The organism is Streptomyces virginiae, assembly GCF_041432505.1.
Lineage (GTDB): Bacteria > Actinomycetota > Actinomycetes > Streptomycetales > Streptomycetaceae > Streptomyces > Streptomyces virginiae_A.
The window spans coordinates 6,177,913-6,203,956 of sequence record NZ_CP107871.1 but is presented as its reverse complement, the minus strand read 5'-3'; the positions used below and the strand labels follow the sequence as shown (position 1 = coordinate 6,203,956).

At 71.1% G+C, this 26,044-nt stretch carries 24 protein-coding genes; 16 read left to right on the top strand and 8 right to left on the bottom strand.

Annotation, left to right across the window (positions count from 1 at the left end; genetic code table 11):
- Nucleotides 1–81: 81 nt before the first annotated feature.
- On the top strand, nt 82–1,671 hold the full coding sequence (locus tag OG624_RS29035) for a TROVE domain-containing protein (protein ID WP_371639969.1): 1,590 nt from the start codon (nt 82–84) through the stop codon (nt 1,669–1,671).
- 10 nt (nt 1,672–1,681) lie between these two features.
- Here the strand turns inward: OG624_RS29035 and OG624_RS29030 are convergent, their stop codons facing one another.
- A complete protein-coding gene (locus OG624_RS29030; RefSeq protein WP_371639968.1) occupies nt 1,682–2,437 on the bottom strand; it encodes a DUF4190 domain-containing protein in 756 nt (251 codons plus the stop codon).
- Nucleotides 2,438–2,548: 111 nt separating this feature from the next.
- Here OG624_RS29030 and OG624_RS29025 point away from each other — a divergent pair, with 111 nt between their 5' ends.
- The 5 genes from OG624_RS29025 to OG624_RS29005 all read left to right on the top strand — a co-directional run bounded on the left by OG624_RS29025 (nt 2,549) and on the right by OG624_RS29005 (nt 7,484).
- Nucleotides 2,549–3,574, top strand: a complete 1,026-nt coding sequence (locus OG624_RS29025) for an adenosine deaminase (RefSeq protein ID WP_030718610.1) — start codon at nt 2,549–2,551, stop codon at nt 3,572–3,574.
- A 36-nt stretch (nt 3,575–3,610) separates the two neighbouring features.
- Entirely contained in the window at nt 3,611–4,300 is a 690-nt protein-coding gene (locus OG624_RS29020) for a glycerophosphodiester phosphodiesterase (RefSeq protein ID WP_033222967.1), read from the top strand.
- Complete coding sequence (locus OG624_RS29015; RefSeq protein WP_371639967.1) at nt 4,297–5,463, top strand: sensor histidine kinase; 1,167 nt, start codon at nt 4,297–4,299, stop codon at nt 5,461–5,463. The genes OG624_RS29020 and OG624_RS29015 overlap by 4 nt, the downstream gene beginning before the upstream one ends.
- Nucleotides 5,460–6,137 (top strand): response regulator, encoded by a 678-nt coding sequence (locus OG624_RS29010; protein WP_033222965.1) that lies wholly within the window; start codon nt 5,460–5,462, stop codon nt 6,135–6,137. The genes OG624_RS29015 and OG624_RS29010 overlap by 4 nt, the downstream gene beginning before the upstream one ends.
- A 147-nt stretch (nt 6,138–6,284) precedes the next feature.
- Nucleotides 6,285–7,484 carry a serine hydrolase domain-containing protein gene (locus OG624_RS29005; protein ID WP_033222964.1) on the top strand — a complete coding sequence of 400 codons (1,200 nt, stop codon included), beginning with the start codon at nt 6,285–6,287 and terminating at the stop codon, nt 7,482–7,484.
- 3 nt (nt 7,485–7,487) lie between these two features.
- Here the strand turns inward: OG624_RS29005 and OG624_RS29000 are convergent, their stop codons facing one another.
- From OG624_RS29000 to OG624_RS28990, 3 genes are all read right to left on the bottom strand, one after another.
- Nucleotides 7,488–7,952: a hypothetical protein gene (locus tag OG624_RS29000; protein WP_030718595.1), complete on the bottom strand. Its 465-nt coding sequence runs from the start codon at nt 7,950–7,952 to the stop codon at nt 7,488–7,490.
- Nucleotides 7,953–8,030: 78 nt separating this feature from the next.
- On the bottom strand, nt 8,031–9,209 hold the full coding sequence (locus tag OG624_RS28995; protein ID WP_033222963.1) for a polyamine ABC transporter substrate-binding protein: 1,179 nt from the start codon (nt 9,207–9,209) through the stop codon (nt 8,031–8,033).
- 92 nt (nt 9,210–9,301) lie between these two features.
- Nucleotides 9,302–10,741 carry a gamma-aminobutyraldehyde dehydrogenase gene (locus OG624_RS28990; RefSeq protein WP_033222961.1) on the bottom strand — a complete coding sequence of 480 codons (1,440 nt, stop codon included), beginning with the start codon at nt 10,739–10,741 and terminating at the stop codon, nt 9,302–9,304.
- A gap of 169 nt (nt 10,742–10,910) precedes the next feature.
- On the opposite strand from OG624_RS28990, the gene OG624_RS28985 reads away from it, so the two are divergent.
- The 10 genes from OG624_RS28985 (at nt 10,911) to OG624_RS28940 (ending at nt 20,727) form a co-directional block, all read left to right on the top strand.
- A complete protein-coding gene (locus OG624_RS28985) occupies nt 10,911–11,414 on the top strand; it encodes an Lrp/AsnC family transcriptional regulator (RefSeq protein WP_033222960.1) in 504 nt (167 codons plus the stop codon).
- 3 nt (nt 11,415–11,417) lie between these two features.
- Nucleotides 11,418–12,779 carry an aspartate aminotransferase family protein gene (locus OG624_RS28980; RefSeq protein ID WP_030718578.1) on the top strand — a complete coding sequence of 454 codons (1,362 nt, stop codon included), beginning with the start codon at nt 11,418–11,420 and terminating at the stop codon, nt 12,777–12,779.
- 184 nt (nt 12,780–12,963) lie between these two features.
- Nucleotides 12,964–13,722 carry an ABC transporter ATP-binding protein gene (locus OG624_RS28975; RefSeq protein WP_033222959.1) on the top strand — a complete coding sequence of 253 codons (759 nt, stop codon included), beginning with the start codon at nt 12,964–12,966 and terminating at the stop codon, nt 13,720–13,722.
- Entirely contained in the window at nt 13,704–14,777 is a 1,074-nt protein-coding gene (locus OG624_RS28970; RefSeq protein ID WP_033222957.1) for a hypothetical protein, read from the top strand. The genes OG624_RS28975 and OG624_RS28970 overlap by 19 nt, the downstream gene beginning before the upstream one ends.
- A gap of 26 nt (nt 14,778–14,803) precedes the next feature.
- Complete coding sequence (locus OG624_RS28965) at nt 14,804–15,895, top strand: LOG family protein (protein ID WP_371588517.1); 1,092 nt, start codon at nt 14,804–14,806, stop codon at nt 15,893–15,895.
- Between the two features lie 80 nt (nt 15,896–15,975).
- Complete coding sequence (locus OG624_RS28960; protein WP_033222952.1) at nt 15,976–16,881, top strand: hypothetical protein; 906 nt, start codon at nt 15,976–15,978, stop codon at nt 16,879–16,881.
- 99 nt (nt 16,882–16,980) lie between these two features.
- Nucleotides 16,981–17,622, top strand: coding sequence for a hypothetical protein (locus OG624_RS28955; RefSeq protein WP_033222950.1), 642 nt, complete (start codon nt 16,981–16,983; stop codon nt 17,620–17,622).
- Nucleotides 17,623–17,745: 123 nt separating this feature from the next.
- Nucleotides 17,746–18,009, top strand: coding sequence for a ferredoxin (locus tag OG624_RS28950; protein ID WP_326749064.1), 264 nt, complete (start codon nt 17,746–17,748; stop codon nt 18,007–18,009).
- Nucleotides 18,006–19,409 (top strand): NAD(P)/FAD-dependent oxidoreductase, encoded by a 1,404-nt coding sequence (locus OG624_RS28945; RefSeq protein WP_033222948.1) that lies wholly within the window; start codon nt 18,006–18,008, stop codon nt 19,407–19,409. The genes OG624_RS28950 and OG624_RS28945 overlap by 4 nt, the downstream gene beginning before the upstream one ends.
- Nucleotides 19,410–19,479: 70 nt before the next feature.
- Entirely contained in the window at nt 19,480–20,727 is a 1,248-nt protein-coding gene (locus OG624_RS28940; protein ID WP_033222946.1) for a cytochrome P450, read from the top strand.
- A gap of 12 nt (nt 20,728–20,739) precedes the next feature.
- On the opposite strand, the gene OG624_RS28935 is transcribed toward OG624_RS28940, so the two are convergent.
- The 4 genes from OG624_RS28935 to rlmN all read right to left on the bottom strand — a co-directional run bounded on the left by OG624_RS28935 (nt 20,740) and on the right by rlmN (nt 25,955).
- Nucleotides 20,740–21,777 (bottom strand): ABC transporter ATP-binding protein, encoded by a 1,038-nt coding sequence (locus tag OG624_RS28935; protein ID WP_371639965.1) that lies wholly within the window; start codon nt 21,775–21,777, stop codon nt 20,740–20,742.
- Nucleotides 21,777–23,393, bottom strand: a complete 1,617-nt coding sequence (locus OG624_RS28930) for an ABC transporter permease (protein WP_033223068.1) — start codon at nt 23,391–23,393, stop codon at nt 21,777–21,779. The genes OG624_RS28935 and OG624_RS28930 overlap by 1 nt, the downstream gene beginning before the upstream one ends.
- 95 nt (nt 23,394–23,488) lie before the next feature.
- A complete protein-coding gene (locus tag OG624_RS28925; protein ID WP_352163828.1) occupies nt 23,489–24,589 on the bottom strand; it encodes a thiamine ABC transporter substrate-binding protein in 1,101 nt (366 codons plus the stop codon).
- A 253-nt stretch (nt 24,590–24,842) separates the two neighbouring features.
- Nucleotides 24,843–25,955, bottom strand: a complete 1,113-nt coding sequence (rlmN, locus tag OG624_RS28920; RefSeq protein WP_033222940.1) for a 23S rRNA (adenine(2503)-C(2))-methyltransferase RlmN — start codon at nt 25,953–25,955, stop codon at nt 24,843–24,845.
- Nucleotides 25,956–26,044 lie beyond the last annotated feature (89 nt).

The following is a 26,044-nucleotide window of genomic DNA, read 5'->3' as shown; positions in this document are numbered from 1 at the left end:
ACAAAATCCGCCGCCGACTTCCGATCTCGGGCATCCCTCACGCAATGCCTCCCCGCTTCCGTCGAATTCGGGGGGATTCCCATGTCTCGCTTCAACCTGCGCGCGGCCGCGTCGGCGCCCGGCCGGCCCACTTCGCCGGTCCGTTCGGCCGGACCCGCCCGCACCGCTCAGGGCGGTCCCGGCCACCTGCGGGACCCGCGCTCCGAGCTGTTCCTGCTCGCCGTCGCCAACTTCGTGACGCAGCGGACCGCGTACGAGAGCGGCGAGGCGCGCGACGACCGGTTCGCGGCGCTCGTGCGCACCCTCGCCGTCGATGATCCCGCGTGGACGGCCGGTCTGCTGGGCTGGCTCCGCCAGGACGCGAACATGCGGACCGCCTCACTGGTCGGCGCCGCCGAGTACGTGAAGGCGCGGTTGGAGGCGGGCGCCACCGAGGGCCCTTCGAACCGTCAGGTGATCGACTCCGTGCTGCGGCGCGCGGACGAGCCCGGTGAGTTGCTGGCCTACTGGACGGCGACGTACGGACGCAATGTGCCCAAGCCCGTCAAGCGCGGTATCGCCGACGCGGTACGGCGGCTCTACTCCGCCACCTCGCTCCTGAAGTACGACACCGACTCCAAGGCCTACCGCTTCGGTGACGTCCTCAACCTCGTGCACGCCTCCCCCGACCCGGCCAAGCCGTGGCAGGGAGAGCTGTTCCGCCACGCCCTCGACCGCAGGCACAACCCGGAGGAGGCCCGGGTCCCGGCGGGCAACCGCACCCTGGTCGCCCACCGGGCGTTGATGGAGCTGCCGGTCGCCGAACGGCGGGCCGTGATCCTCGCCCCGGACGGGGCCGAGCGGCTCACGGCGGCGGGCATGACCTGGGAGTCGCTGGCCGGTTGGCTGCAGGGGCCGATGGACGCGGTCGCCTGGGAGGCGGTCATCCCGTCCATGGGTGCGATGGCGCTGCTGCGCAACCTGCGCAACTTCGACCGGGCCGGGGTATCGGACGCGGTGGCCGCACAGGTCGCGGCGAGGATCTCCGACCCTGAGGTCGTCGCCCGGTCCCGGCAGTTCCCCTTCCGCTACCTGGCCGCCTATCAGCACGCGTCCTCGCTGCGCTGGGCGTACCCGCTGGAGCAGGCGCTCGGCCACTCGCTGGCCGAAGTACCGGCGCTGCCCGGCCGGACGCTGGTCCTCGTCGACCGCTCCGGGTCGATGTGGTCCCCGCTGTCGGACCGCTCCGAACTCAACCGGGCGGACGCCGCGGCCGTCTTCGCAACGGCGCTGGCGCTGCGGGCCGAGCAGGCCGACCTGGTGCAGTTCGGTACGACCAGCGAGGCGGTCCGGTACGGCCGCGGCGAATCCGTGCTCAAGGTGCTGGAGCGGTTCGGGGACCTCGGCGGGACCTATACGGCCAAGGCGGTGAAGGAGCACTACGACGGTCACGACCGGGTGTTGATCGTCACCGACGAGCAGGCCGCCTCGTACGGCTACGGCGGCGATCCGACGGTCGAGGTACCGCCCACGGTCCCGGTCTACACCTGGAACCTGGCCGGCTACCGGGTCGGGCACGCGCCTTCCGGTACCGCGAACCGGCACGCCTTCGGCGGGCTCACCGACGGGGCCTTCCGCATGGTGTCCCTGATCGAGTCCGGTCGTGACGCCGACTGGCCGTGGGCCTCCTGAGGCGGCTCGGTCAGACCTTCTCGCGGACCTGGGAGTTGTCGTAGGGGCTGTCGTAGGGCGAGTCGCCGCCCGATCCCCGCTCCATGAAGCCCGCGAACACGATCGCGATCATCACGGCGCCCAGCACGATGCCGATCGCGCCCAGGATGATCCCGGCGAGCGCCATCCCGCCGTTGTCCGCCTCGCCACGGCTCGCCTTGCCGCGGCCCAGGACGCCGAAGACGACGGCCGCTATCCCGAGCGCCAGCGCGAAGAAGCTCGTGATGCAGCCGACGACCGCGAGGATCCCGAGGACGAGCGCCGTGACGCCGAAACCGTTGCTGCGCTGCGCCCCGTAGGGCGGGTACGCACCCTGGCCGGGGTACCCCTGGTGTCCCGGATATCCGGGATAGCCCTGCTGTCCGGGGTAGCCCTGCTGTCCGGGGTAGCCCTGCTGTCCGGGGTAGCCCTGCTGTCCGGGGTGCGCGGGGTATCCCGCGTCGCCCGGGAACCCGTAGCCGGGCTGGGCCGGATACCCGTACGCCGCGGACGCGGGCGGACCGGTCATCGGGTGCTGGGTCGGCGTCGGCGTCGATATCTGAGCCGGGGTCTGGGCGGGCTGGGGGAATGGGTCGCCCGGCATCCCGGCGAGCGTCGGCTGGTCGTGCACGGACGGCGGGCCCGACACGCCCGGCGTGCCCTGCCCGCCCTGCGACTTGCCCAGCTCGACCGGCGGCCGCTCCAACGGCGCCCACAGGTCTCGCGGCTCGGGACTGCTGTCGGTCATACGGCGCCCCCCTCTCGTACAGCCATGCTAAGCGCTGCCACCGACAGTCACGGGCGTGCCTACGATGAATCCCGACCCACCCGCACCAGCGTCCCTCCCGGAGGCACCCCCATGACCGACCTGCACCCCTTCATCGCGGGGCTGCCGAAGGCCGAACTCCACGTCCACCACGTCGGCTCGGCATCCCCGCGCATCGTGGCCGAGCTCGCCTCCCGGCACCCCGACTCGAAGGTCCCCACCGACCCCGAGGCCATCGCCGACTACTTCACCTTCACCGACTTCGCGCACTTCATCGAGGTCTACCTGTCGGTGGTCGACCTGGTCCGCACCCCGGACGACGTGCGCACCCTCACCTTCGAAGTCGCCCGCGACATGGCCCGGCAGAACATCCGCTACGCCGAGCTGACCATCACCCCGTACTCCTCGACCCGCCGTGGCATCGACGAGAAGGCCTTCATGGAGGCCATCGAGGACGCCCGTCGGGCGGCCGAGACCGAACTCGGCGTCATCCTGCGCTGGTGCTTCGACATCCCCGGCGAGGCCGGCCTGGAGGCCGCCGCCGAGACCGCCCGGCTCGCCGTCGACCTGCGCCCCGAGGGCCTGGTCTCCTTCGGCCTCGGCGGCCCCGAGATCGGTGTCCCGCGCCCGCAGTTCAAGCCGTACTTCGACGCCGCCCGCGCCGCCGGTCTGCGCAGCGTCCCGCACGCCGGCGAGACCACCGGCCCGGAGACGATCTGGGACGCCATCCGCGAGCTCGGCGCCGAGCGCATCGGCCACGGCACCAGCGCCACCCAGGACCCGGAGCTGCTCGCTTACCTCGCCGAGCACCGGATCGCGCTGGAGGTCTGCCCGACCTCCAACATCGCCACCCGCGCGGTGACCGACCTCGACCTGCACCCGGTCAAGGAGATGGTCGCGGCGGGCGTGCTCGTCACCATCAACAGCGACGACCCGCCGATGTTCGGCTCCGACCTCAACAACGAGTACGCGGTGGCCGCCCGCCTCCTCGACCTCGACGAGCGCGGGCTCGCGCAGCTCGCCAAGAACGCCGTCGAGGCCTCCTTCCTGGACCCCGCCGGCAAGGCGAAGCTGACCGCGGAGATCGACACGTACACCGCCGAATGGCTCGCGCGCTGACGCCTGTCCGACAACTGCGCCCCTGAGAATGGGGACATGAGCACTCTGACTGCCGTCGGCCACCGCGGCGATCCCTACCGTGTCCGTGAGAACACCCTGGCCTCGATCCGGTCCGCGTTCGCGCGCGGGGCGGACGCCGTCGAGATCGACGTACGGCTGACCCGGGACGGGGTGCCGGTCCTGCTCCACGACGACACGCTCCAGCGGCTGTGGGGCCACGACGTACGCCTCGACGACGTCACGGCCCCACAGCTGAAGGGGCTGACGCTGGGCGGGGTCCCCACGCTGCGCGACGCCCTGACGTCCGCCGGGTCGGGCCGGCTGATGCTCGACCTGCCCGGCGCCACACCCGAAGCGGTACGCATCGTCGTGGGCGAGGTCCGCGAGTGCGGGGCGCGCGAGCGCACGTACTACTGCGGGGGCGCGAACACCATGTTGGCGGTCCGCGCCGCCGATCCGGGCGCGGAGATCGCGCTGACCTGGACCTCGCTCTCGCCGCCGCGGCGGCCGCTGATCGACGCCATGGCGCCGCGCTGGCTCAACTACCGCTTCGGGCTGGTGAGCCGGGAGCTGGTGGACGCTCTCCACCGGGACGGCCTGCTGGTGTCGGCCTGGACCGCCGACACCCGGCGGACGATGAAGGGCCTCGTCGCGGCGGGGGTCGACTCGATCACCACGAACCGGCTGGACGCGCTGACGGCCGTACGGGCCGGGCTCGGGCGGTGATACGGGCCCTCGGCGAGCGGGTCCGGAACGCGGATGCCCGTCGGCAGGACCTGGGGCTGACGCTGCTGGTGCAGGCGGCCGTCACGATGCCGTTCGTCGTGCCCCGATCGCCCGAACTCCCTCCCGTGACCTGGGCCTCGTACGCGATGACCACGGCCGCCGTGCTGCCCTTGATCTGGCGGCGCCGGGCGCCGGTGAGCGTCCTGGTGGCGATCCTGGTCCTCGGGGGGATCTACAAGGTCACGCTCGACGGGCCGGGTCAGCCGATGCCGTACGCGGGCCTCATCGCCTTCTACACGGTCGCCCTGCGGTGCACCCCACGGGTCCGGGCGGCCGCGGGCCTGGCCAGTGCGGTGGTGGTCGCCCTGTCGGTGGGTTGGGAGACGGGGACGGCGCGGGAGCTGCTGTTCACGCTCTTCGTCTCGGCGGCGGCCTACGCCCTGGGCCGGCTCCAGTACACGCGGCAGGCCTACACGGCGGCGGTGGAGGCGCGCGCCGCCGAACTGGAGCGGGCCAACCGGATCGAGGCGGAGCAGGCCGCCGCACGCGAACGGGCCAGGATCGCGCGGGAGATGCACGACATCCTCTCGCACGCGGTCAGCATCATGATCGTGCAGGCGGAGGCCGGCCCGGTGGCCGTACGCAGGGCGCCGGAACGGGCCGAGGCCGCCTTCGAGGCGATCGCGGAGACGGGTCGGGACGCGATGGCGCAGCTGCGCGCGATGCTGGGTGTGCTGCGCACCGACGGGGGCCCGCCCCGGAACCCGCAGCCGGGGATCGCCGGGCTGACGGAGTTGGTGGACCGGGTGCGGGCCGGTGGGCTGCGGGTGTCCTACGAGCGGACGGGCGCGGTGCGCAAGCTGCCGGCCGCTCTGGAGGCGACCGTGCACCGGGTGGTGCAGGAGGCCCTGACCAACGTGGTGCGGCACGCCGGGGCCGCGGCGGCGGACGTGACGCTGGCGTACGGGCCGGGGACGCTCACGGTGACGGTCACGGACGACGGTCGGGGGCCCGGCGGCGCCTCGGGCGGGCACGGGCTGATCGGCATCCGCGAGCGGGCGGCGGCGCACGGCGGAACGGCCGAGTGCGGTCCGGGGCCGGGCGGGGTCGGGTATGCGGTGCGGGTGTCCCTTGTAACGTCGCCGTTGGAGGTGGGGAATTGACGATCCGTGTGGTGGTGGCCGACGACCAGGAGCTGGTGCGCAGCGGGTTCTCGATGATCCTGGACGCGCAGGAGGACATCGAGGTCGTGGCGGAGGTCGGGGACGGGGCAGCGGCGGTCGCCGCGGTGGATCGGCTCGCGCCGGAGGTGGCGCTGCTGGACATCCGGATGCCGGTGCTGGACGGGATCGAGGCGTGCCGGGCGATCTCCGCCGGGAGCGCGTGCCGCACGGTGATGCTGACGACCTTCGACTCGGACGAGTACGTGTACGAGGCGTTGCACGCGGGGGCGAGCGGGTTCCTGCTGAAGGACGTGCGGCGGGACGACCTGGTGCACGCGGTGCGGGTGGTGGCGGCGGGCGAGTCGCTGCTGGCCCCCTCGGTGGCGCGGCGGCTGATCGAGGAGTACACGGCGGTGACGGGGGGCTCGGCGCGGAGCGAGCTGCCGGCGGACCGACTGGAGGTGCTGACGGCGCGGGAACGGGAGACCCTGCTTCATCTGGGGCGGGGGCTGTCGAACGCGGAGATCGCGGCGGCGCTGGTGGTGAGCGAGCACACGGTGAAGTCGCATGTGGGCAACGTGCTGGCGAAGCTGGGGCTGCGGGACCGGATCCAGGCGGTGATCTGCGCGTACGAGACGGGCCTGATCGCGGCGGGCGCTCCCTCCGGGGAGTGAGGGGACGGCGTGTCGTATCCCTCGCGCCGGTGAGTTGTCGTACCGGTGAAGACCCCTCCCATGGGTGATCCGCGACGACCCCTGTGAGCTGGAGCATTGAGTTGTCCGGGCCGCGGTGGCCCGGTGAACTCACAGGGGGATTGCGTCATGAAGGCTCGCACGCGCACATGGATCGCCGCCGCTCTGGTTCTGGGCATCGCGTCCGGACCGGTGGTCGCGCACGCGGCTCCGGCTCCCGTCCCGGCGGGGGTCACGGCGGGGGTCCCGGCGCCCCTCGTCTCCGCCCCGCCGAATGCCGCGGTGCTGGAGCGGGCGATCGCCGGTCTGGGGGCGGAGCACAGGGACGCGACCGCCGCGCTGGTCCGCGTCGGGGGTACGAGCGGGAGTTGGCGGGGCAGTTCCGGTGTCGCGGACGTCGTCACGGGTCGGGCCGCCGTCGAGGAGGGGAGGTTCCGGGCCGGGTCGGTGACCAAGACCTTCACCGCGGCGGTGGTGCTCCAGCTGGCGGCCGAGGGCCGGGTGGACCTGGACCGGCCGGTCCGGCGGTACCTGCCCGTGACCGTGCCCGATTCCTACGGTGCGGTCACCGTCCGGCAGTTGCTCAACCACACCAGCGGGATACCGGCGGCGGACGGCCCGGGCGACTCGTTCGAGGCGCAGTGGGAGCACCGCTTCGACGTGACCGACCCGCACGACCAGATCGCCGATGCGCTGGCGAAGCCGCGGGAGTTCGCTCCGGGCACGGCTCAGCACTATCTGAACATCAACTACACCGTGCTGGGCGTGCTCGTCGAGAAGGTGACGGGCACCTCGTACGAGGAGGCGGTCGGCCGGCGGATCCTGCGGCCGCTCGGTCTGCGTCAGACCTCGTTCCCGTCCCGGACGCAGACGAGGATCCACGGTCCTCACAACCGGGGGTACCAGGCGATAGCCCGGGCGGACGGCTCCCGGGAGCTGCGGGACGTGACCGAGTGGAACTCCTCGGACCGCTGGGCGGCGGGGGACATCATCTCGACCACGGCGGATCTGGAGCGTTTCACCAAGGCCCTGTTCGGCGGGCGGGTCGTGCCGGCGGCCCAGCTGGAGGAGATGTTCACGGTGCCCGCGGTGCAGACCTTCGGCAAGGGGGAGGCCGCCACGATGTCCGCGGGGATGTCCAGGATGACCCTGCCGGACGGCACGGTGCTGTGGGGCAAGACCGGTGGCCGGCACGGCTACAACACCGCCATGGGCGCGAGCCGGGACCTCTCCCGCACCTTGGTCTACTCGGTCAACTCCACGAACGCCAAGGGCGAGGAGTTGAACCCGGTGGTCATGGGCATCGTGATGGCGGCCTTCGCCCGGTAGGCGTCAAGCGGGCATGGCCTCAAGGCGCTTGATCATGCGGCGGAGCACCAGCAGGGGGATCACCCCGAAGACGCCGAACGACATGTCGATGACGCTCCACCAGAAGGGGATGCCCCGGATCGGGCCGCATATCAGGGCCAGCGGTATCACCCCGGCGCAGGCGATCATGCCGGCTTCGACGATCCAGATGTTGCGTACCGGGTCGCGGTGGACCCCGTAGAAGAAGACGGCGATGACGAGGTGGGCGAAGGCGAGCCAGTCGGTTCCGTAGAGGAGGAAGGGGTAGTCGGCGTCGGCCCGCTCCAGTCCGTCGCCCACCCGTCGCAGCCACTCGTGGTCGATCAGGGCGTTGGCCCAGCGGAGCTCACTGACCAGGGGGAAGGCGGTGAGGCCGCTGAGCACCAGGCAGATCAGGAACAGGGTCAACCAGGCACGGATCCGCCGCTGAAGGGCGCTTCTCTCGCTCATGGAAGGAAGCCTACGCCTGTTTCTGAACACGTTCAGCCAAATTGCTGAACGTGTTCAATACCACCGTCCGACGCCGGGTCAGAGGCCGACGATCGCGTTCCACCGCTTGGCGAGGGACCGGCGCTCGGCCGAGGAGATGTCCCGGGCCACGACCAGCCGCTTGCGCATGTCGTCGTCCGGGAAGATCAGCGGGTTCTCGGCGAGTTCGGCGGTCTCCTGGTCGTCGGAGGCCGCCAGGACCTCGCGGGCGGCGGGGACGGGGCACACGTAGTTGACGGAGGCGGCGAGGGAGGCGGCCACCTCGGGGGCGTAGTAGTGGTCGATGAGGGCTTCGGCATTGGCCTTGTGCCGGGCCAGGTTGGGGACGAGCAGGCTCTCCGCCCAGAGTTCGGCCCCTTCCTCGGGGACGACGAACTCGATGTCCGGGTTGTCGGCCTGGAGCTGGATGGCGTCACCGGAGTAGGCCTGGCAGGCGAGGACATCGCCCTTGCTCAGATCGGAGGTGTAGTCGTTGCCGGTGAAGCGGCGGATGTGCTTCTTCTTCACCATGTTCTCGACCTGGTCGCACATCCGGTGGAAGTCGGACTCGGTCCAGCGGGTGACGTCCACGCCGTTGCCCTGCATCAGCAGGGCGAAGGACTCGTCGAGGCCGGAAAAGAGGGTGACCTTGCCCGCCAGATCGGGCTGCCACAGATCCTTGACCGACTTGATCTCCCGCCCCAGGGCCTTGCGGTTGTAGGCGATCCCGGTGATGCCCGACTGCCAGGGGACGGTGTGCAGCCGGCCCTCGTCGAAGGCGGGGGAACGCAGCTGCGGATCGAGGTGGCGGGTCACGTTGGGCTGGGCCGACCGGTCCAACTTCTGGGCCCAGCCCAGGTGGACGAAGCGGGCGGCCATCCAGTCGCTGACCACGATCAGGTCGTGGCCGGTCTCCTGCCGGTTCATCAGGGCCGGACTGACCTTGCCGAAGAACTCGTCGTTGTCGTTGATCTCCTCGGTGTAGCGGACCTCGATGCCGGTCCGCTCCGAGAAGGCCTCCAGCGTCGGGCGGCGCTCCTCGTCCTCCTCGTCGGTGTCGATGTACAGCGGCCAGTTGGAGAAGACGACGCTGCGGTCCCGCTCGGAACGGTCCTGACCCTGGCGACCTTCCTCGGGGACGTAGGCGGCGGGCACGCCGCAGCCGGCGAGGGCGGCCGACAGGCCCGCGGCACCGAGGCCGTACAGCGCAGAACGGCGGGAGAAGGCGAGTTCAGGCATGGGCACAGCCTCGGCGAACGCGAGGGGGCGGGCAATAGACATGTTGTCTACTGCCCGCCCCGTCAACGCTGTGCTGTGATCGATGCGGCCGATCAGCCGTCGAGCGAGGTCATCACGTGCTTGATGCGCGTGTAGTCCTCGAAGCCGTAGGCGGAGAGGTCCTTGCCGTAGCCGGACTTCTTGAAGCCACCGTGCGGCATCTCGGCGACGAGCGGGATGTGGGTGTTGATCCACACGCAGCCGAAGTCGAGGTTCTTGGACATCCGCATCGCGCGGCCGTGGTCCTTGGTCCACACGGAGGAGGCGAGGGCGAACTCGACGCCGTTCGCGTACTCCAGGGCCTGACCCTCGTTCGTGAAGGACTGGACGGTGATGACGGGGCCGAAGACCTCGTTCTGGATGATCTCGTCGTCCTGCTTGAGGCCGGAGACCACGGTCGGGGCGTAGAAGTAGCCCTTTTCGCCGACCTGGTGGCCACCCGCCTCGACCTTGGCGTGGGCGGGGAGGCGCTCGATGAAGCCCGCGACCTGCTTGAGCTGGTTCGGGTTGTTCAGCGGGCCGTACAGCACGTCCTCGTCGTCCGGCTGACCGGTCTTCGTGTCCGTGGCGGCCTTGGCGAGCGCGGCCACGAACTCGTCGTGGATCGACTCGTGCACGAGCACGCGGGTGGCGGCGGTGCAGTCCTGGCCGGCGTTGAAGTAGCCGGCGACCGCGATGTCCTCGACGGCCTTGGCGATGTCGGCGTCCTCGAAGACCACGACCGGGGCCTTGCCGCCGAGCTCCAGGTGGACGCGCTTGACGTCCTTGGAGGCGCTCTCGGCGACCTGCATGCCCGCGCGCACCGAGCCGGTGATGGAGGCCATCGCCGGGGTGGAGTGCTCGACCATGGCCTTGCCGGTCTCGCGGTCACCGCAGATGACGTTGAAGACGCCCTTGGGCAGCACCGAGTCGATGATCTCCGCCATCAGCACGGTGGAGGCCGGGGTGGTGTCCGAGGGCTTGAGCACGACGGTGTTGCCCGCCGCGATGGCCGGGGCGAACTTCCACACGGCCATCATCATCGGGTAGTTCCACGGCGCGACCTGGGCACAGACGCCGACCGGCTCACGGCGGATGATCGAGGTCATCCCCTCCATGTACTCGCCGGCCGAGCGGCCCTCCAGGAGCCGTGCGGCACCCGCGAAGAAGCGGATCTGGTCCACCATCGGGGGCAGCTCCTCGCTGGCCGTGAGGGCCAGCGGCTTGCCGGTGTTCTCCGATTCGGCGGCGACGAGCTCGTCCGCGCGCGCCTCGAAGGCGTCCGCGATCTTCAGCAGGGCCTTCTGGCGCTCCGCGGGGGTGGTGTCGCGCCAGCCCGGGAAGGCGGCCGCGGCAGCGGCCATGGCGGCATCCACATCGGCCTGGCCCGACAGCGGGGCGGTGGCGTACACCTCGCCGGTGGCCGGGTTGACCACCTCGGTGGTCCGCCCGTCGGCGGCGTCCTTGAACTCCCCGCCGATGTAGTTGCGCAGACGACGCAGTTCGGTGGTCACTACAGCCACACTCCTGATCACATGTCCAACGATTGAGACGTTTACCAAAGCCTAGCCCCTCGGCGGAGGCTTTCGACAGACCCGGACGCCACCACCTACGAAATCAGTGAGATCTGAGTCGTCAAACAACGGATTTCATCGATTCCGTCTTGCGGAACAGACGACCCTCGTGCACAGTGAGGTCGTGGTCAGTCGAAGCGCAGATTCCAGGAACAGACAACCGTCCCCTTCGGTCGATGCTGTGTCCCTGGCGATCATCGAGCAACTGCAGGAGGACGGTCGCCGTCCCTATGCGTCGATCGGCAAGGCCGTGGGCCTCTCCGAGGCGGCCGTGCGCCAGCGGGTGCAGAAACTGCTCGACCAGGGCGTCATGCAGATCGTCGCCGTCACCGACCCGCTCACCGTGGGCCTGCGACGCCAGGCCATGGTCGGCATCAACGTCGAGGGCGACCTCGACCCGGTGGCCGACGCGCTGACCTCCATGGCCGAGTGCGAATACGTGGTCATGACCGCAGGGTCGTTCGACCTGATGGTGGAGATCGTCTGCGAGGACGACGACCACCTGCTCGAAACGATCAACAAGAAGATCCGCACGCTCCCCGGCGTGCGATCAACCGAAAGCTTCGTTTATCTGAAGCTGAAGAAGCAGACCTACATGTGGGGAACTCGATAGCCCGTGAGCCAGGACCTCTCCAAGACCGCGTACGACCACCTGTGGATGCACTTCACCCGCATGTCGTCGTACGAGAACTCCCCCGTCCCCACCATCGTGCGTGGTGAGGGCACCTACATCTGGGACGACAAGGGCAAGCGTTACCTCGACGGGCTCGCCGGCCTCTTCGTGGTCAACGCCGGTCACGGCCGCAAGGAACTGGCCGAGGTCGCCTACAAGCAGGCCCAGGAACTCGCGTTCTTCCCGATCTGGTCGTACGCGCACCCCAAGGCCGTCGAGCTCGCCGAGCGCCTCGCCCACTACGCTCCGGGCGACCTGAACAAGGTCTTCTTCACCACCGGTGGCGGCGAGGCCGTCGAGACCGCGTGGAAGCTCGCCAAGCAGTACTTCAAGCTCCAGGGCAAGCACACCAAGTACAAGGTCATCTCGCGTGCGGTCGCCTACCACGGCACCCCGCAGGGCGCCCTGTCGATCACCGGCCTGCCGGCCCTGAAGGCGCCCTTCGAGCCGCTGGTCCCCGGCGCGCACAAGGTGCCGAACACCAACATCTACCGCGCCCCGATCTACGGCGACGACCCCGAGGCCTACGGCCGCTGGTGCGCCGACCAGATCGAGCAGGAGATCCTCTTCGAGGGCGCCGACACCGTCGCCGCCGTCTTCCTGGAGCCGGTGCAGAACGCCGGTGGCTGCTTCCCGCCGCCGCCCGGGTACTTCCAGCGGGTCCGCGAGATCTGCGACGAGTACGACGTCCTGCTCGTCTCCGACGAGACGATCTGCGCGTTCGGCCGTCTGGGCACGATGTTCGCCTGCGACAAGTTCGACTACGTGCCGGACATGATCACCTGCGCCAAGGGCATGACCTCGGGCTACTCCCCGATCGGCGCCTGCATCATCTCGGACCGCCTCGCGGAGCCGTTCTACAAGGGTGACAACACCTTCCTGCACGGCTACACCTTCGGCGGCCACCCGGTCTCCTCGGCCGTCGCGCTGGCCAACCTCGACATCTTCGACAAGGAAGGCCTCAACCAGCACGTGCTGGACAACGAGGGCGCCTTCTTCTCGACGCTGAAGAAGCTGCATGACCTGCCGATCGTCGGCGACGTCCGCGGCAACGGCTACTTCTACGGCATCGAGCTCGTCAAGGACAAGGTCACGAAGGAGTCCTTCACGGACGAGGAGACGGAGCGCGTGCTCTACGGCTTCCTCTCCAAGGCGCTCTTCGAGAACGGCCTCTACTGCCGGGCCGACGACCGCGGTGACCCGGTCATCCAGCTCGCGCCGCCGCTGATCGCCGACCAGGGCACCTTCGACGAGATCGAAGGCATCCTGCGCTCGGTGCTCACCGAGGCGTGGACCAAGCTGTAACCAGGCGCCAGGCCGCCCGGCTCCACTGGTCCGACCACACGGCCCGGATCCTCCGTTCGAGTGAGAACGTGGGGGTCCGGGCCGTGTGCTGTCACCATCCAAGACGTTCATCTCTTTACATCTCATTGCGGCGCCAGTGACTTCGACCGGCTCCGCTTCGTTCCCTCGGACGGAGGTGTACGCCATGGTGGCTCCACCGGACAATGCCCCGCCTGACAATGACGTCCTGTGGGCTCGGTCCCTTCACTACTCCCACGACGGCTCCCCCGCCCTCGTCGATGTCTCCGTCGGGGTCCGCCAGGGTGAGATCCTCGCCCTGACCGGTCCCCGCGGCTGTGGCAAGACCACCCTGCTCCGCTGCCTGTCCGGGCAGCTGCGGCCCCAACAGGGTGAGGTCTGGTTCAACAGCGTCCCCGTGCACACCATGGGCGCTCTCATCCGCGAACGGCTGCGCCGCGACCGGTTCGGCTGGATCGGCCACGAGCCCCAGCTGCTGCCCGAGCTGAAGGCCTGGGAGAACGCGGCCCTGCCCCTGCTGCTCGCCGGGGCCTCCCACCGCGCCGCCCGCAACGCCGCCTGCGAATGGCTGGACCGGCTCGACATCGCAGGTCTCGCCCGCAAGCGCCCCGCCGCGCTGACCCGTGCCGAGGCGCAGCGGGTCGCGCTCGCCCGGGCCCTGGTCAACGAGCCCGCGGTGATCTTCGCCGACGAGCCCACCGCCCCGCTGCACCGCACCGAGCGGGCCCTGTTGCTGCGTACGCTCACCACCGCGGCCCGCTCCCACGACATCACCGTGCTGGTGGCCACCCACGACGAGGCCACCGCTGCCGTCGCGGACCGCCGGATCGCCCTGCTCGACGGTCGCCTCGCGGGGGCCGCGGCCGCCGCCTCCCCCGTCGCCGACACCACGGAGGACCAGGCCGCGTGCTCGCTCTCCGCCTAGCCCGCGGTTCCCGGCCGCTCGTCCAGCTGCGGCGGCTCCTCGTCGCCGCGGCCTCGGCCGGAACCGGTTTCCTGCTCCTCTATGTACTCGCCGGGGCCGTGGCCCAGCCCGCCGGATCGTTCCCTCGCCTGCTGTGGGCCCTGATCCCGCTGGCCGTCACCGTCCACTTCGCCGTCGTCGTGGCCCGGGCCGACCCCGCCACCCAGCCCCGCGAGGGACTCGACGCCGCCGGGCTGGGACCCGTTCGGCTCAAGCTGGCCGCCGCGATCTCCACCGCCGTCGCCTGCGCCCTGGGCAGCGCCCTGGCCCTGGCCGTCTTCCTCCACCTGCGCGGGGAACTGGCCGGGCTCCCGTTCGACGGGACCGGGGCGGCGCTGCTCCACGCGGACCAGCCGCTGCCGGTGGCCGCCGCCCTCACCCTGCTGGCCCTGATCCCGCTGACCGCCTCGGCCGCCACCGCCCTCGCGCTGCGCCCGCACCCGCCGCTGGCCCCCCGGACCGGGCTGCCCTGGGGCATCGCGCTGACCGCCTGCGGGCTCGCGGCCTCGGCCTATGCCGGCCGGGGCGACGGGGGGATGCTCATCGGCTGGTCCCTGACCGCGGTCGGGCTCGCCCTCGCCGGACCGGGGCTTGCCTACGCCTGCGGGAGCCTCGTCCAGGCCGTGCGCCCGGGAGCGCTGCGGTTGCTGGCGGGACGGACCCTCCAGGAGGAGGCATCCCGGATCGGCCCTCCGCTGGGCGTGCTCTGCTCGGTGGCCGCGGGCACCCTGACCGCGTTCGCCCTGCGCGACCGAGGTGGGCTGCCCGTCCCACTGGGCCCGCTGACCTGGCCGGCCGTCGCCCTGGTGGCCCTGTGCGCCGCCGCGACCCTTCTCACATCCGTGGTGGAGGCCCGCCGCGGCCGGGAGCCCGGACGCAGGGCCCTGCTCGACCTGGGCGCCCCGTCCAACGTGCTGCGCACCGCCGCGAGTCTGCGGGCCACCGCGCTCCTGGCCGTGTGCGTACCGCTCAGCTGGGGTGTGGCGCAGCTGACGTCGCTGGCGTTGACCCGCTGACGCGAGCAGCCCTTAGGGTGGGCCGAATGGTCAACCCAGACATCGAGATCGAGACGCTCGCCGAATTCGACCAGGTCGTGGCGCGCGGCTCGCTCAGCGGCTACCGGATCCAGTCGGTCAACCTGCTGGATCGGACCTTCGCGCTGCTCGCCGCCGACACCTCGACGGCGGTGTTCCTGGGCTGCGCGATGGAGCCCGACGCGGCGGCGAAGGTCCGCGCCGACGGCGCGCTGGTCTTCCCGCCCGTACCGGACCTGCCGTTCGACCCGTACCGGGGTCTGCTCTACACGCCGGAGGAGCTCTTCACCGGGCTGCCCGACGGGTACGAGGCCACCCCGGACGCCGAGGCGTACGCCTGGTTCCAGGAGACCAGGTCCGACGGCGACGTCTTCGCCTCGATGCTCCGCTCCGTCCACGACGACGCCATCTCCGACGCCCTCGACGAGCACCTCGCCGGTGCCCGGGTCGTGGGCGTGATGGGCGGCCACGCGATGGCCCGCGGCGGTACGCACTACCGCGGCGCCGCCGAGCTGGGCAGGGCACTGACCCGGTCCGGGCTGATCGTGGCCACCGGTGGCGGCCCCGGCGCGATGGAGGCCGCCAACCTCGGCGCCTACCTGGCACCGGCCCCGGACGAGGCGCTCACGGAGGCCTTGGAGGTGCTGGCCAAGGCCCCCTCCTTCGAACCGTCGGTGTCCGAGTGGGCGGGCGCGGCCTTCGCCGTCCGCGAGCGCTTCCCCGCCGGTGGGGACTCGGTGGGCATCCCGACCTGGTTCTACGGGCACGAGCCGCCGAACGCCTTCGCGGGACACATCGCGAAGTACTTCGCGAACGCCACCCGTGAGGACGGTCTGCTGGCCCGCTCCAACGCGGGCGTGGTCTACCTGCCCGGCGCGGCGGGCACGCTCCAGGAGATCTTCGACAACGCCACGCCGAACTACTACGAGTCCCGGGGCGAGCCGGCGCCGATGATCCTGGTCGGCCGCGCCCACTGGACCGAGCACCTCCCGGCCTGGCCCCTGCTCCAGGCACTGGCGCGCGGCCGGGCGATGGAGTCCCGGATCGCGCTCGTCGACTCGGTGGACGAGGTCCCGGACGTCCTCGCCTCGATGAACTGAGCTTCGGAAGCAACTTTCCGGGCCGTTCTCACGTCTGGCAGAGGTACCGCAAAACCTGCCAGACGTGAACGGAGCCCTTGGTGCTCATAGGCCTGCTGACCGCTGTCGCGGCGTCCATCTGCTACGGCACGGGATCCGTGCTGCAAGCCGTCGGCTCCCGCCGCGCCGCACGCATGTCCCCGACCGCCGCCGGAGTGACCGCCCACGGCGGACCCAACCTGTCATCCACCGCGAAAGCAGCGATGACCTGGGAATTCATCGTCGGCACCATCCTGGACTTCGTGGGCTTCGGACTCGGGGCCCTGGCCGCCCGCCTGTTGCCCCTCTTCCTCTCCCAGACGGTCATCAGCGCCAACCTGGTGATCACGGCCGTGCTGAGCGTGAAGATGCTCGGCATCCGGCTGAGCCGCAAGGAGTGGACCTCGATCGGGGTCGTCTGCACCGCGCTGGTGCTGCTGGCCACGGCCGCGGGCCACGAGGGCGGCCACCACGCTCCGATGTCCACCCACTGGTGGCTGCTGGGGATCACCCTGCTGCTGATGGTGGGCGGCACCGTGGCCGTACGCCTCCTCGGTGGCGGCGCCGCGATCCTGGCGGGTCTGCTGTCGGGACTCGGCTTCGGCGCGCTCGGCGTCGGCGTCCGGATCCTGAACGGCGTGGACCCGTTCGACCTCACCACCCTCCTCACCGACCCTGCCCTCTACGCCATCCTGGTGGCCGGTATCGGCGGCATGTACCTGCACACGGTCGCCCTCCAGATCGGCTCGGTGAACGGCGCCACGGCGGCTCTGGTCGTCGGCGAGACGGTCCTGCCGGGTGCCATCGGCGTCCTGTGGCTCGGCGACGCCTCCCGCCCCGGCCTGGCCTGGCTCGCGGTCCTCGGCTTCGTCATGGCCGTCGCCGGAGCGGTGGCGGTCGCCTGGTACGGCAAGCACGAGGGGGCCGACGAGGGAGCCGTCACCCCGGTGCCGGAGCCTGTCGGCTGACCCACCGGCCGGCCGGGTTGCCTCACCCGGTCGGCCGCCCCCCGGTGGTGGCGCGGCGGTGTCTGCCGCTTGCTGGATCGGGGGAGAGAGTGAGGGTCCGTGAGTCCCACGACCGATCGGCTCGACACGCCACGCGCGGCCGGGATGGCCGGAATCGCCTTCGCCCTGCTGCTCGGGGCCGCGATCGTCCTGATGCGGATCGCCGTCCCGTCGGGCAACGCCGCCGACGTGCCCGTCGACCCGGACAAGCGCTGGGCGGTCCAAGTGTCATTGGAGATCGTGCCCTTCGCGGGCATCTTCTTCCTCTGGTTCATGGGCGCCCTGCGCGCGCACACCGGTTCCGCGGAGGACCGCTTCGTCGCCACCGTGTTCCTCGGCAGCGGATTCGTCTTCGTGGCCACCTTGTTCGCCTCCGCCGCGGCGGCCGGCACGGTGTTGGCCGAGGGCACGCCCTCCGATTTCGGCCGCCACTACGCCTACACCCTGCTCGCGACGTACGCGATGCGGATGGCGGCCGTCTTCGTCCTCGCGACCTCGACGATCGGGCGGATGCTCGGCGTCTTCCCGCGGCCGCTGGCCCTGCTGGGCACGGTCGTCGGCCTGGTCCTGCTCGTGGTCGGTTCCGGAGTGCCTTGGTCCGAGCTGGTGTTCCCGGCCTGGGCACTGATCGTCAGCCTGTACGTCCTGCGCGTCCGGCGCGGCACCGCCCACCGGCCTCCGACGCCCACGGAACCGCCCTGACCTGGGGGGCCTTACTCCGGCAGGCGGCCCGCGAGTGCCGCGTGCATGCTGGTGGGAAGGGGAGGAACCGGGGGACTCCAGGGGGTGACGGGGAGGAACGGCCGAGGGAAAGGCAGAACCGTCATGAGGCTTGTCGTCGACCTCAACCGCTGTCAGGGATACGCCCAGTGCGCATTCCTCGCTCCCGATGTCTTCGCCATGCACGGCGACGAGTCGCTGCTCTACAACCCGGAGGCGGATCCGGCGCAGCGCGAGGACGTCCTGCGTGCCGTGGCCGCCTGCCCGGTGCAGGCCATCCTCCTGGAGATCACGGACGAGGACATGGCGAACATGGTCACCCCGGATGCCGTGGCCGGCGCCGGATCCCGTTCCGGAGGCGCCCGGTGACCGCTGCAGGAACACACGACGGAGCCCTGGAGCGCCTCAAGCGCGAAGGCCGCATCGTCGTCGTCGGCGCCTCTCTGGCCGGTCTGCGGGCCGCCGAGACCATGCGCGAGAAGGGCTTCGCCGGTTCGCTCACGCTGATCGGCGACGAACCGTACGAGCCGTACGACCGGCCGCCGCTGTCCAAGCAGGTCCTGCTGGGCAACGCGGTCGCCGACCACACGGCGCTCCCCCGCCGCCGGGCGATCGACGCCGACTGGCGGCTCGGGGTCCCGGCCACCGGCCTGGACATGGCCGCCCGTCGGGTCAAGCTCGGCAACGGCGACGAGGTCGAGTACGACCGGCTGCTGATCGCCACCGGCGTACGCGCCCGGCCGTGGCCCAACCCGGAGGAGGGCGCCCTCAAGGGTGTCTTCGTCCTACGCACCCGCGACGACGCCGAGGGGCTGCAACGGGCTCTGGCCGCCGGTCCCCGCCGGGTGCTGGTCATCGGGGCCGGGTTCACCGGGTCCGAGATCGCCTCCGCGTGCCGGGAGCGCGGTCTGGACGTCACCGTCGCCGAACGGGGCGACGCGCCGCTGGTCGGTGCGCTGGGCGGGGTGATCGGCGCGGTGGCCGCCGAGATGCACCGCGAGAACGGCGTCGACCTGCGGACCGGGGTCATGGTCACCTCGCTGGAGGGCGACCCCTCCGGGCGGGTCCGCGCCGCGCACCTCTCCGACGGGTCGACCATCGAGGCGGAGGTGGTGGTCGTCTCGCTCGGCGCACAGCGCAACACCGAGTGGCTCGCCGGCTCGGGGCTGGGCGCGGGTCCTCGGGGCATCGCCTGTGACGCGGGCTGCCGGGCCTTCGACATCCGAGGCATCGTCACCGACGACATCTATGTGGCGGGTGACGTGGCACGTTCCCCGCACGCCCTGTTCGGCTACCAGTTCCTGTCGCTGGAGCACTGGGGCAACGCCGTCGCCCAGGCCGACACCGCCGCGCACAACATGCTCAGCGAGAGCGCCGACCGCCGCCCCCACCTGTGGGTTCCGGCGTTCTGGTCCTCCCAGTTCGGCGTGAACATCAAGTCGGTCGGGGTACCGCCGATGGGGACCGAGATCCTCATCACCCAGGGCTCGCTCGCCGAGCGCCGGTTCGCGGCCGCCTACGGGTACCAAGGGCGTCTGATCGCCGCCGTCACCTTCGACAACTGCCGGTGGCTGCCGTTCTACGAGCAGCAGATCGAGGCCACGGCCCCGTTCCCGCCGGAGTTCTCCACCGTGGACCGCAGGCCCGACGGAGCCAAGCCGCTGCCGGCCGACTTCCCGGACCCGTCCGTCCCCACCCACGGGCCGACGATCACGCTGAGCGGCTATTCACCGGCCGACCGGAAGATGACCTTCACCCCCGGAAGATGACGTTCACCTCCGCCCCGCGCCACCGGCCGCGCCGCACCGCGCCCTCCCCCGAGGATCACGAGGACCTGTCATGACCCAAGCCCTGCTGCGGGAGATCATCGACTACGCGAACCGCGCGAATCCGTACCCGCTGTACGAGGAGCTCCGCAAGACCCCGGTGTCCCACGACGGGGACGGCCCGTACGTGGTCAGTACGTACTACGAGATCCACAGCCTGCTGCACGACCCTCGCATCAGCTCCGACGCCAAGAACCTGAAGGCGACCGGGGACGATCTGCTGGGCGACCAGTCCGACGAGGAGGGCACGACGCTGCCCCCGTCCTTCCTCAAGCTCGACCCGCCCGACCACGACCGGTTGCGGCGGATGACGAACCGGCCGTTCGGCCCGCCGCACGCCCCCCACCGGGTGCACGACATGCGCGACGAACTCGGCGGCCTCGTCACCGGGCTCATCGACGGCATCGTGGAGACCGGGCAGCTGGACCGGATCGACCTGGTCGACCAGTTCGCGTACCCCTTCCCGGTCTCGGTCATCTGCCGGCTGCTCGGCATCCCCCGCGAGGACGAACCCCGCTTCCACGTCTGGGCGGAGACCCTGGCCGCCAGCCTGGACCCCGACCCGGACGCGGACCCCACCCAGCGTGGGCAGGGCTCGATGGACGCCCGCATGGAGCTGGGCATGTACCTGGCCGGGCTGATCGAGGAACGCCGCAAGAACCCCGGCGACGACATGCTGTCCCAGCTCGCGACGGCGGACGGCCCGGACGGCGCGATGACCACCATGGAGGCGCTCAGCACCTCCGCGCTGCTGCTGATCGCGGGCCACGAGACCACGGTCAACCTCATCACCAACGGGATGCTGACGCTGCTGCGCCACCCGGAGGCCTTGGAGCGGTTGCGCAACGACCCCGATCTGGCGGTCCCGATCGTCGAGGAACTGCTTCGCTACGAGCCGCCCGTACAGCTGCTGCCCCAGCGGACCACCCTCTCCGACATCGAGGTCGCCGGAGTCACGATCCCCAAGGGCGCGTCGGTGTGGCTGATGCTGGCCGCCGGGAACCGGGACCCGAAGCGGTTCGAGAACCCGGACCGCTTCGACCCCGACCGCAAGGACATCCAGCACCTCGGCCTCGGCAGTGGCATCCACAGCTGCTTCGGGGCGCCGCTGGCCCGGCAGGAGGCCCAGCTGGCACTGAGCGAGCTGGCCCGCCGGTTGGAGAACCCCCGGCTGCTGGAGGACCCGCCGCAGTACCGTCAGAACTCGGTCCTGCGCGGCCCGCGCCATCTGCCGATCGCCTGCGACGGCATCCGTCCCTGACGGACATCCCTGCTAGGGGGTCTCCGGCGGAAGGACGACCACCTCGGCGGGGGTGAAGGTCACCGCGACCCGGTCGCCGACGGACGGCGCCCCCGCCAGGCCGCACTCGGCCTCCAGCACCGGCCCCACCTCCGGTCTCAGCCGTAGGGCGACGTGCGTGCCGCGGAAGGTGCGGGACACCACCTCGCAGCGCAGGCCCGCCGCGCAGAGCACGACCCCGGCCGGGCGGATCAGCAGCCGCTGCTCCCCCTCCGGGGAGCCGTCCGGTACCGCGATCTTGCCCCACGCGGTGGCGGCCGCGTCGCCCGAGATCACGGCCGGGACCACGTTCTCGAAGCCGAGGAAGCGGGCCACGAACTCCGACGCGGGCCGTTGCCACACCTCCAGGGGGGTGCCGGCCTGCGCGATCCGGCCGTCCCGCATGACCACCACCCGGTCGGCCAGGGCGAAGGCCTCGCCCTGGTCGTGCGTGACGGCCAGTACGGTCGTGCCCAGCCGGGAGAACAGCCCGCGCAGCTCCACCACCAGCCGCTCGCGCAGCCCCCGGTCCAGCTGCCCCAGCGGTTCGTCGAGCATCAGCAGCCTCGGTGACGGGGCCAGTGCCCGGGCCAGCGCGACGCGCTGCTGCTCACCGCCGGACAGGGAGGCCACCGCCCGGGCCTGGGCCCCGGGGAGCCCGACCAGTTCCAGCAGTTGCGCGACCCGCTCCGCGGACGAGGCCCGTCCGGCTCCGCGCATCCTCAGCCCGAAGGAGACGTTCGCGCCGACGTCGCGGTGCGGGAAGAGCTGGTGGTCCTGGAACATCAGGCCCACGCCCCGCCGGTGCACGGGGACGCCGGCCTGGTCGGCGCCGCCCAGCAGCACCCGCCCGGCGGACAGCTGCTGGAGTCCGGCGACGACCCGCAGCAGCGTGGACTTGCCGCTGCCGCTCGGTCCCAGCACACACACGACCTCGTGCTCGGCGACCGTGAGGTCCACGCCGTCCAGGGCGTACTGGGCCGCGCGCTCCCCGAAGCGGACCGACACCCCCTCCAGCTGAAGCAGTGTCATCAGAATTCTCCGGAAGTCTTGTCGGGTCGCAGGCGCTCCAGCAGCAGCAAGGACACCGCGCACACCAGCATCAGGATCGTGCTCAGGGCCATCGCCTGCCCGTAGTTCAGCTCACCGGCCCGCCCCAGCAGCCGCGCCACGGCCACCGGCAGCGTCGGCCGGTCCGCCCGCGCGATGAACACGGTCGCGCCGAACTCCCCCAGGGACACCGCGAAGGCGAACCCGGCCGCGATCAGCAGCGCCCGCCGCACCAGCGGAAGGTCCACCTCCCGCCAGGCCCGCAGCGGCGACGCCCCGAGCACCGCGGCGGCCTCGCGCAACCGCCCGTCCACCGCCCGCAGCACCGGCAGCATGGTGCGTACGACGAAGGGCACACCCACCAGGGCCTGCGCCAGCGGCACCAGGATCCACGTGGTCCGCAGGTCCAGCGGCGGCTCGTCCAGGGTGATCAGGAAGCCGAAGCCCACGGTCACGGCGGACACCCCGAGCGGCAGCATCAGCAGCGCGTCGAAGCCGCGTACGAAGCGGCCCCCGCGCCGGGTCAGCGCCGCGGCCGCGAGCCCCCCGACGACCAGGGCGATCGCGGTGGCGGCGAGCGCGTACTGCAGGGAGTTCCAGATCGCCTCCAGCGGCGCCACCAGGAAGGTCCCGCCGCCGGCGCCCGCGTCCTGCAATGCCCGGTAGTAGCCGAGGCCGTAGCCGCCGGGGGTGTCGAAGGACCGCTCGACCAGGACGCCCAGCGGCGCCACGATCAACAGCGCGACGGTCAGCAGCACCCCGCCCAGCAGCGTGCGCTGCGCCCAGCCGCGCGGCCGGTGGGTGGTGCGGCCCGGGTCCACCAACCGCAGCGCGGTCTCGCGCTTGCGCACGGTCCAGGCGTGCACGGCGAGGATCGCGCCGATCGCGGCGAACTGCACCATCGTCAGGACGGCCGCCGTCGGCAGGTCCAGGAGCTGCGCGGTCTGCCGGTAGACCTCCACCTCCAGGGTGGAGTACGCGGGTCCGCCGAGGATCAGTACGACGCCGAAGGAGCTGAAGGTGAACAGGAACACCATCAGGGAGGCGGCGGCCACCGCCGGGGCCAGCGCGGGCAGCGTCACCCGCCGCCAGGCGGTGAACCGGCCGGCGCCCAGCACGCGGGCGGCCTCCTCCTGGCGCGGATCGAGCTGGGCCCACAGCCCGCCGACCGTGCGGACGACGACGGCGTAGTTGAAGAAGACGTGCGCGAGCAGGATCGCCCAGACGGTGGTGTCGAGCCGGACCCCCGCCAGTTCGTCCAGCAGCCCGCCCCGCCCCAGCAGCGCGAGGAAGGCGGTGCCGACCACCACGGTCGGCAGCACGAAGGGCACGGTCACCACGGCGCGCAGCAGCTGCTTGCCCGGGAACTCGAAGCGCGCGAAGACGTACGCGGCGGGGAGGGCGATCAGGAGGGTGAGCAGGGTGGAGGCGAACGCCTGCCAGGTGGTGAACCACAGCACGTCGGCGATGTCGGGGCGGCTCAGCACCTCCGCGAACCGGCCGAACTGCCATCCTTCGTCGGTCTTCAGGCCCCGCCCGACGATCGCGGCGACGGGGTAGGCGAAGAACAGCCCGAAGAAGGCGAGGGGGACGGCCATCAGGGCGAACCGCACGGCGGTCGCCCGTGCCCCCTCACGGGGGCCGGAGCCCGGCGTGGCGCCCCCCGACGCCACGCCCGGCTCCTTGGTACCGCTTACTTCACGACGAGCGCGGTCCATGCCTTGACCCACTGCTCACGGTTCTTGGCGATGGTCTCGGGAGCCACGTTCTCCGGCTTCTCGACCACGACGCCGTGCTTGGTGAACAGCTCCGGCAGGGCGGCGTCCTTCGTCACCGGGTTCACGAACATCTGGAGCGGCATGTCCTCCTGGAACTTCTTGCTGACCAGGAAGTCCACGAGGGCCTTGCCGCCCTCCTCGTTCTTGGCGCCCTTGAGCAGACCCGCGAACTCGATCTGGCGGAAGCAGGTGCCGGTGGCGACGCCCGTGGGGGCCTCGGCCGGCTGGGGCTCGCCGTACAGGACCTCGACCGGCGGGCTGGAGGCGTACGAGACGACCAGCGGGCGGTCGCCCTTGGCCTTCTTGCCGCCCGCGGAGCCGGAGAAGCGCTCGTTGTAGGCCTGCTCCCAGCCGTCGACGACCTCGACGCCGTTGGCCTTGAGCTTGCTCCAGTAGTCCTTCCAGCCGTCCTCGCCGTACTTGCCGACGGAGGCGAGCAGGAAGCCGAGGCCGGGCGAGGAGGTCGCGGCGTTCTCGGTGACCAGCAGGTTCTTGTACTCAGGCTTGGTCAGGTCGTCCAGCGTCTGCGGCGGGGCGATCTTCTTCTCGGCGAAGTACGCCTTGTCGTAGTTGACGCAGATGTCGCCGGAGTCGATCGGGGTGACCCGGTGCTCCTTGTCGAGCACGTACTCGGGCTTGACCTCGGCGAGGCCCTTGGCCTCGTACGGGGTGAAGATGCCGTTGTCGAGGGCGCGCGAGAGAAGGGTGTTGTCGACGCCGAAGAAGACGTCGCCGCGCGGGGAGCCCTTGGTGAGGATCTCCTGGTTCAGGGCAGCGCCGGCGTCCCCGGACTTCAGTACCTTGACCGTGTAGCCGCTCTGCTGCTCGAACTCCTTGAGGACCGATTCGGTCACGTTGAAGGAGTCGTGGGAGACGAGCGTGACGGTCTTGGACTTCGGGGCGTCACTCGCGCCGGCGGGCTTGTCCTTGGTGTCGCCGCCGCCGCAGGCGCTGAGCGTGGTGACGCCCAGCGCGGCCACGAGCGCGACGCCCGCGATCTTCTTGGTGGTGCTCATCGGTTGATTCCTCCTGGGATGTCCAGGAGAAGACGCGGCCCTGCCCGGCGCTCTGCGAGAGCGGACGCCGGGCAGGGCGCAACAGCAAGAGTGGTGACCGAACTTCCTACCCCGAATGACCGGGGCGAGGTTCAGAGGGTCTGCGGATGACGGATACCGCACTCTCAGCGCTGTGGCGCTCCCCTGTCGGAATATGAAATTGGTTCGGCCACAGGGTACCCCGTGGCCGAATAGCGTCGAACAGAGGCGGAATCTAGCGTTCCGAGGCGGCCAGCTGGCCGCACGCTCCGTCGATCTCCTGGCCCCGGGTGTCCCGTACGGTCACCGGCACACCGTGGCGGGCGATGGCCTCCACGAAGGCCTTCTCGTCCTCGGGCCGCGAGGCGGTCCACTTGGAGCCCGGCGTCGGGTTGAGCGGGATCAGGTTGACGTGTACGCGCTTGCCCTTGAGCAGCTTGCCCAGGAGGTCACCGCGCCAGGCCTGGTCGTTGATGTCGCGGATGAGGGCGTACTCGATGGAGATCCGGCGGCCGGACTTCTCGGCGTACTCCCAGGCGGCACCGAGCACCTCGCGGACGTTCCAGCGGGTGTTCACGGGGACGAGGGTGTCGCGCAGCTCGTCGTCGGGCGCGTGCAGCGAGACGGCGAGGCGGCACTTGAAGCCCTCGTCGGCGAAGCGCAGCATGGCCGGGACCAGGCCGACGGTGGAGACGGTGATGCCGCGCTGCGACAGACCGAGGCCGTCGGGCTCCGGGTCGGTGAGCCGGCGGATGGCGCCGACCACGCGGTTGTAGTTGGCGAGCGGCTCGCCCATGCCCATGAAGACGATGTTCGACAGCCGGGCCGGGCCACCGGGGACCTCGCCGTCGCGCAGCGAGCGCATGCCGTCGACGATCTGGTGCACGATCTCGGCGGTGGACAGGTTGCGGTCCAGGCCCGCCTGGCCGGTGGCGCAGAACGGACAGTTCATACCGCAGCCGGCCTGCGAGGAGATGCACATGGTGACCCGGTCGGGGTAGCGCATGAGCACGGACTCGACGAGCGTGCCGTCGTGCAGCTTCCACAGGGTCTTGCGGGTGGTGTCGTCGTCGCACGAGATGTGCCGGATGACGCTCATCAGGTCCGGCAGCAGCTCCTGCTGGAGCTTCTCCCGCGAGCCGGCCGGGATGTCGGTCCACTCGGCCGGGTCGTGCGCGTACCGGGCGAAGTAGTGCTGGGAGAGCTGCTTGGCCCGGAACGGCTTCTCGCCGATCGCGGCGACCGCCTCGCGGCGCTCGGCCGGGGTCATGTCGGCGAGGTGCCGGGGCGGCTTCTTGGCCCCACGAGGGGCGACGAAGGTGAGCTCTCCCGGAACGGGGCGGGCCATGGCAGGTACTCCTTGTAAGACGAAAGGCGCGCCGCAGAAGCAGCGCGCCTTCCAAGAGTAACCGCCCGGCGTCCTGCGACGCCTTTTCG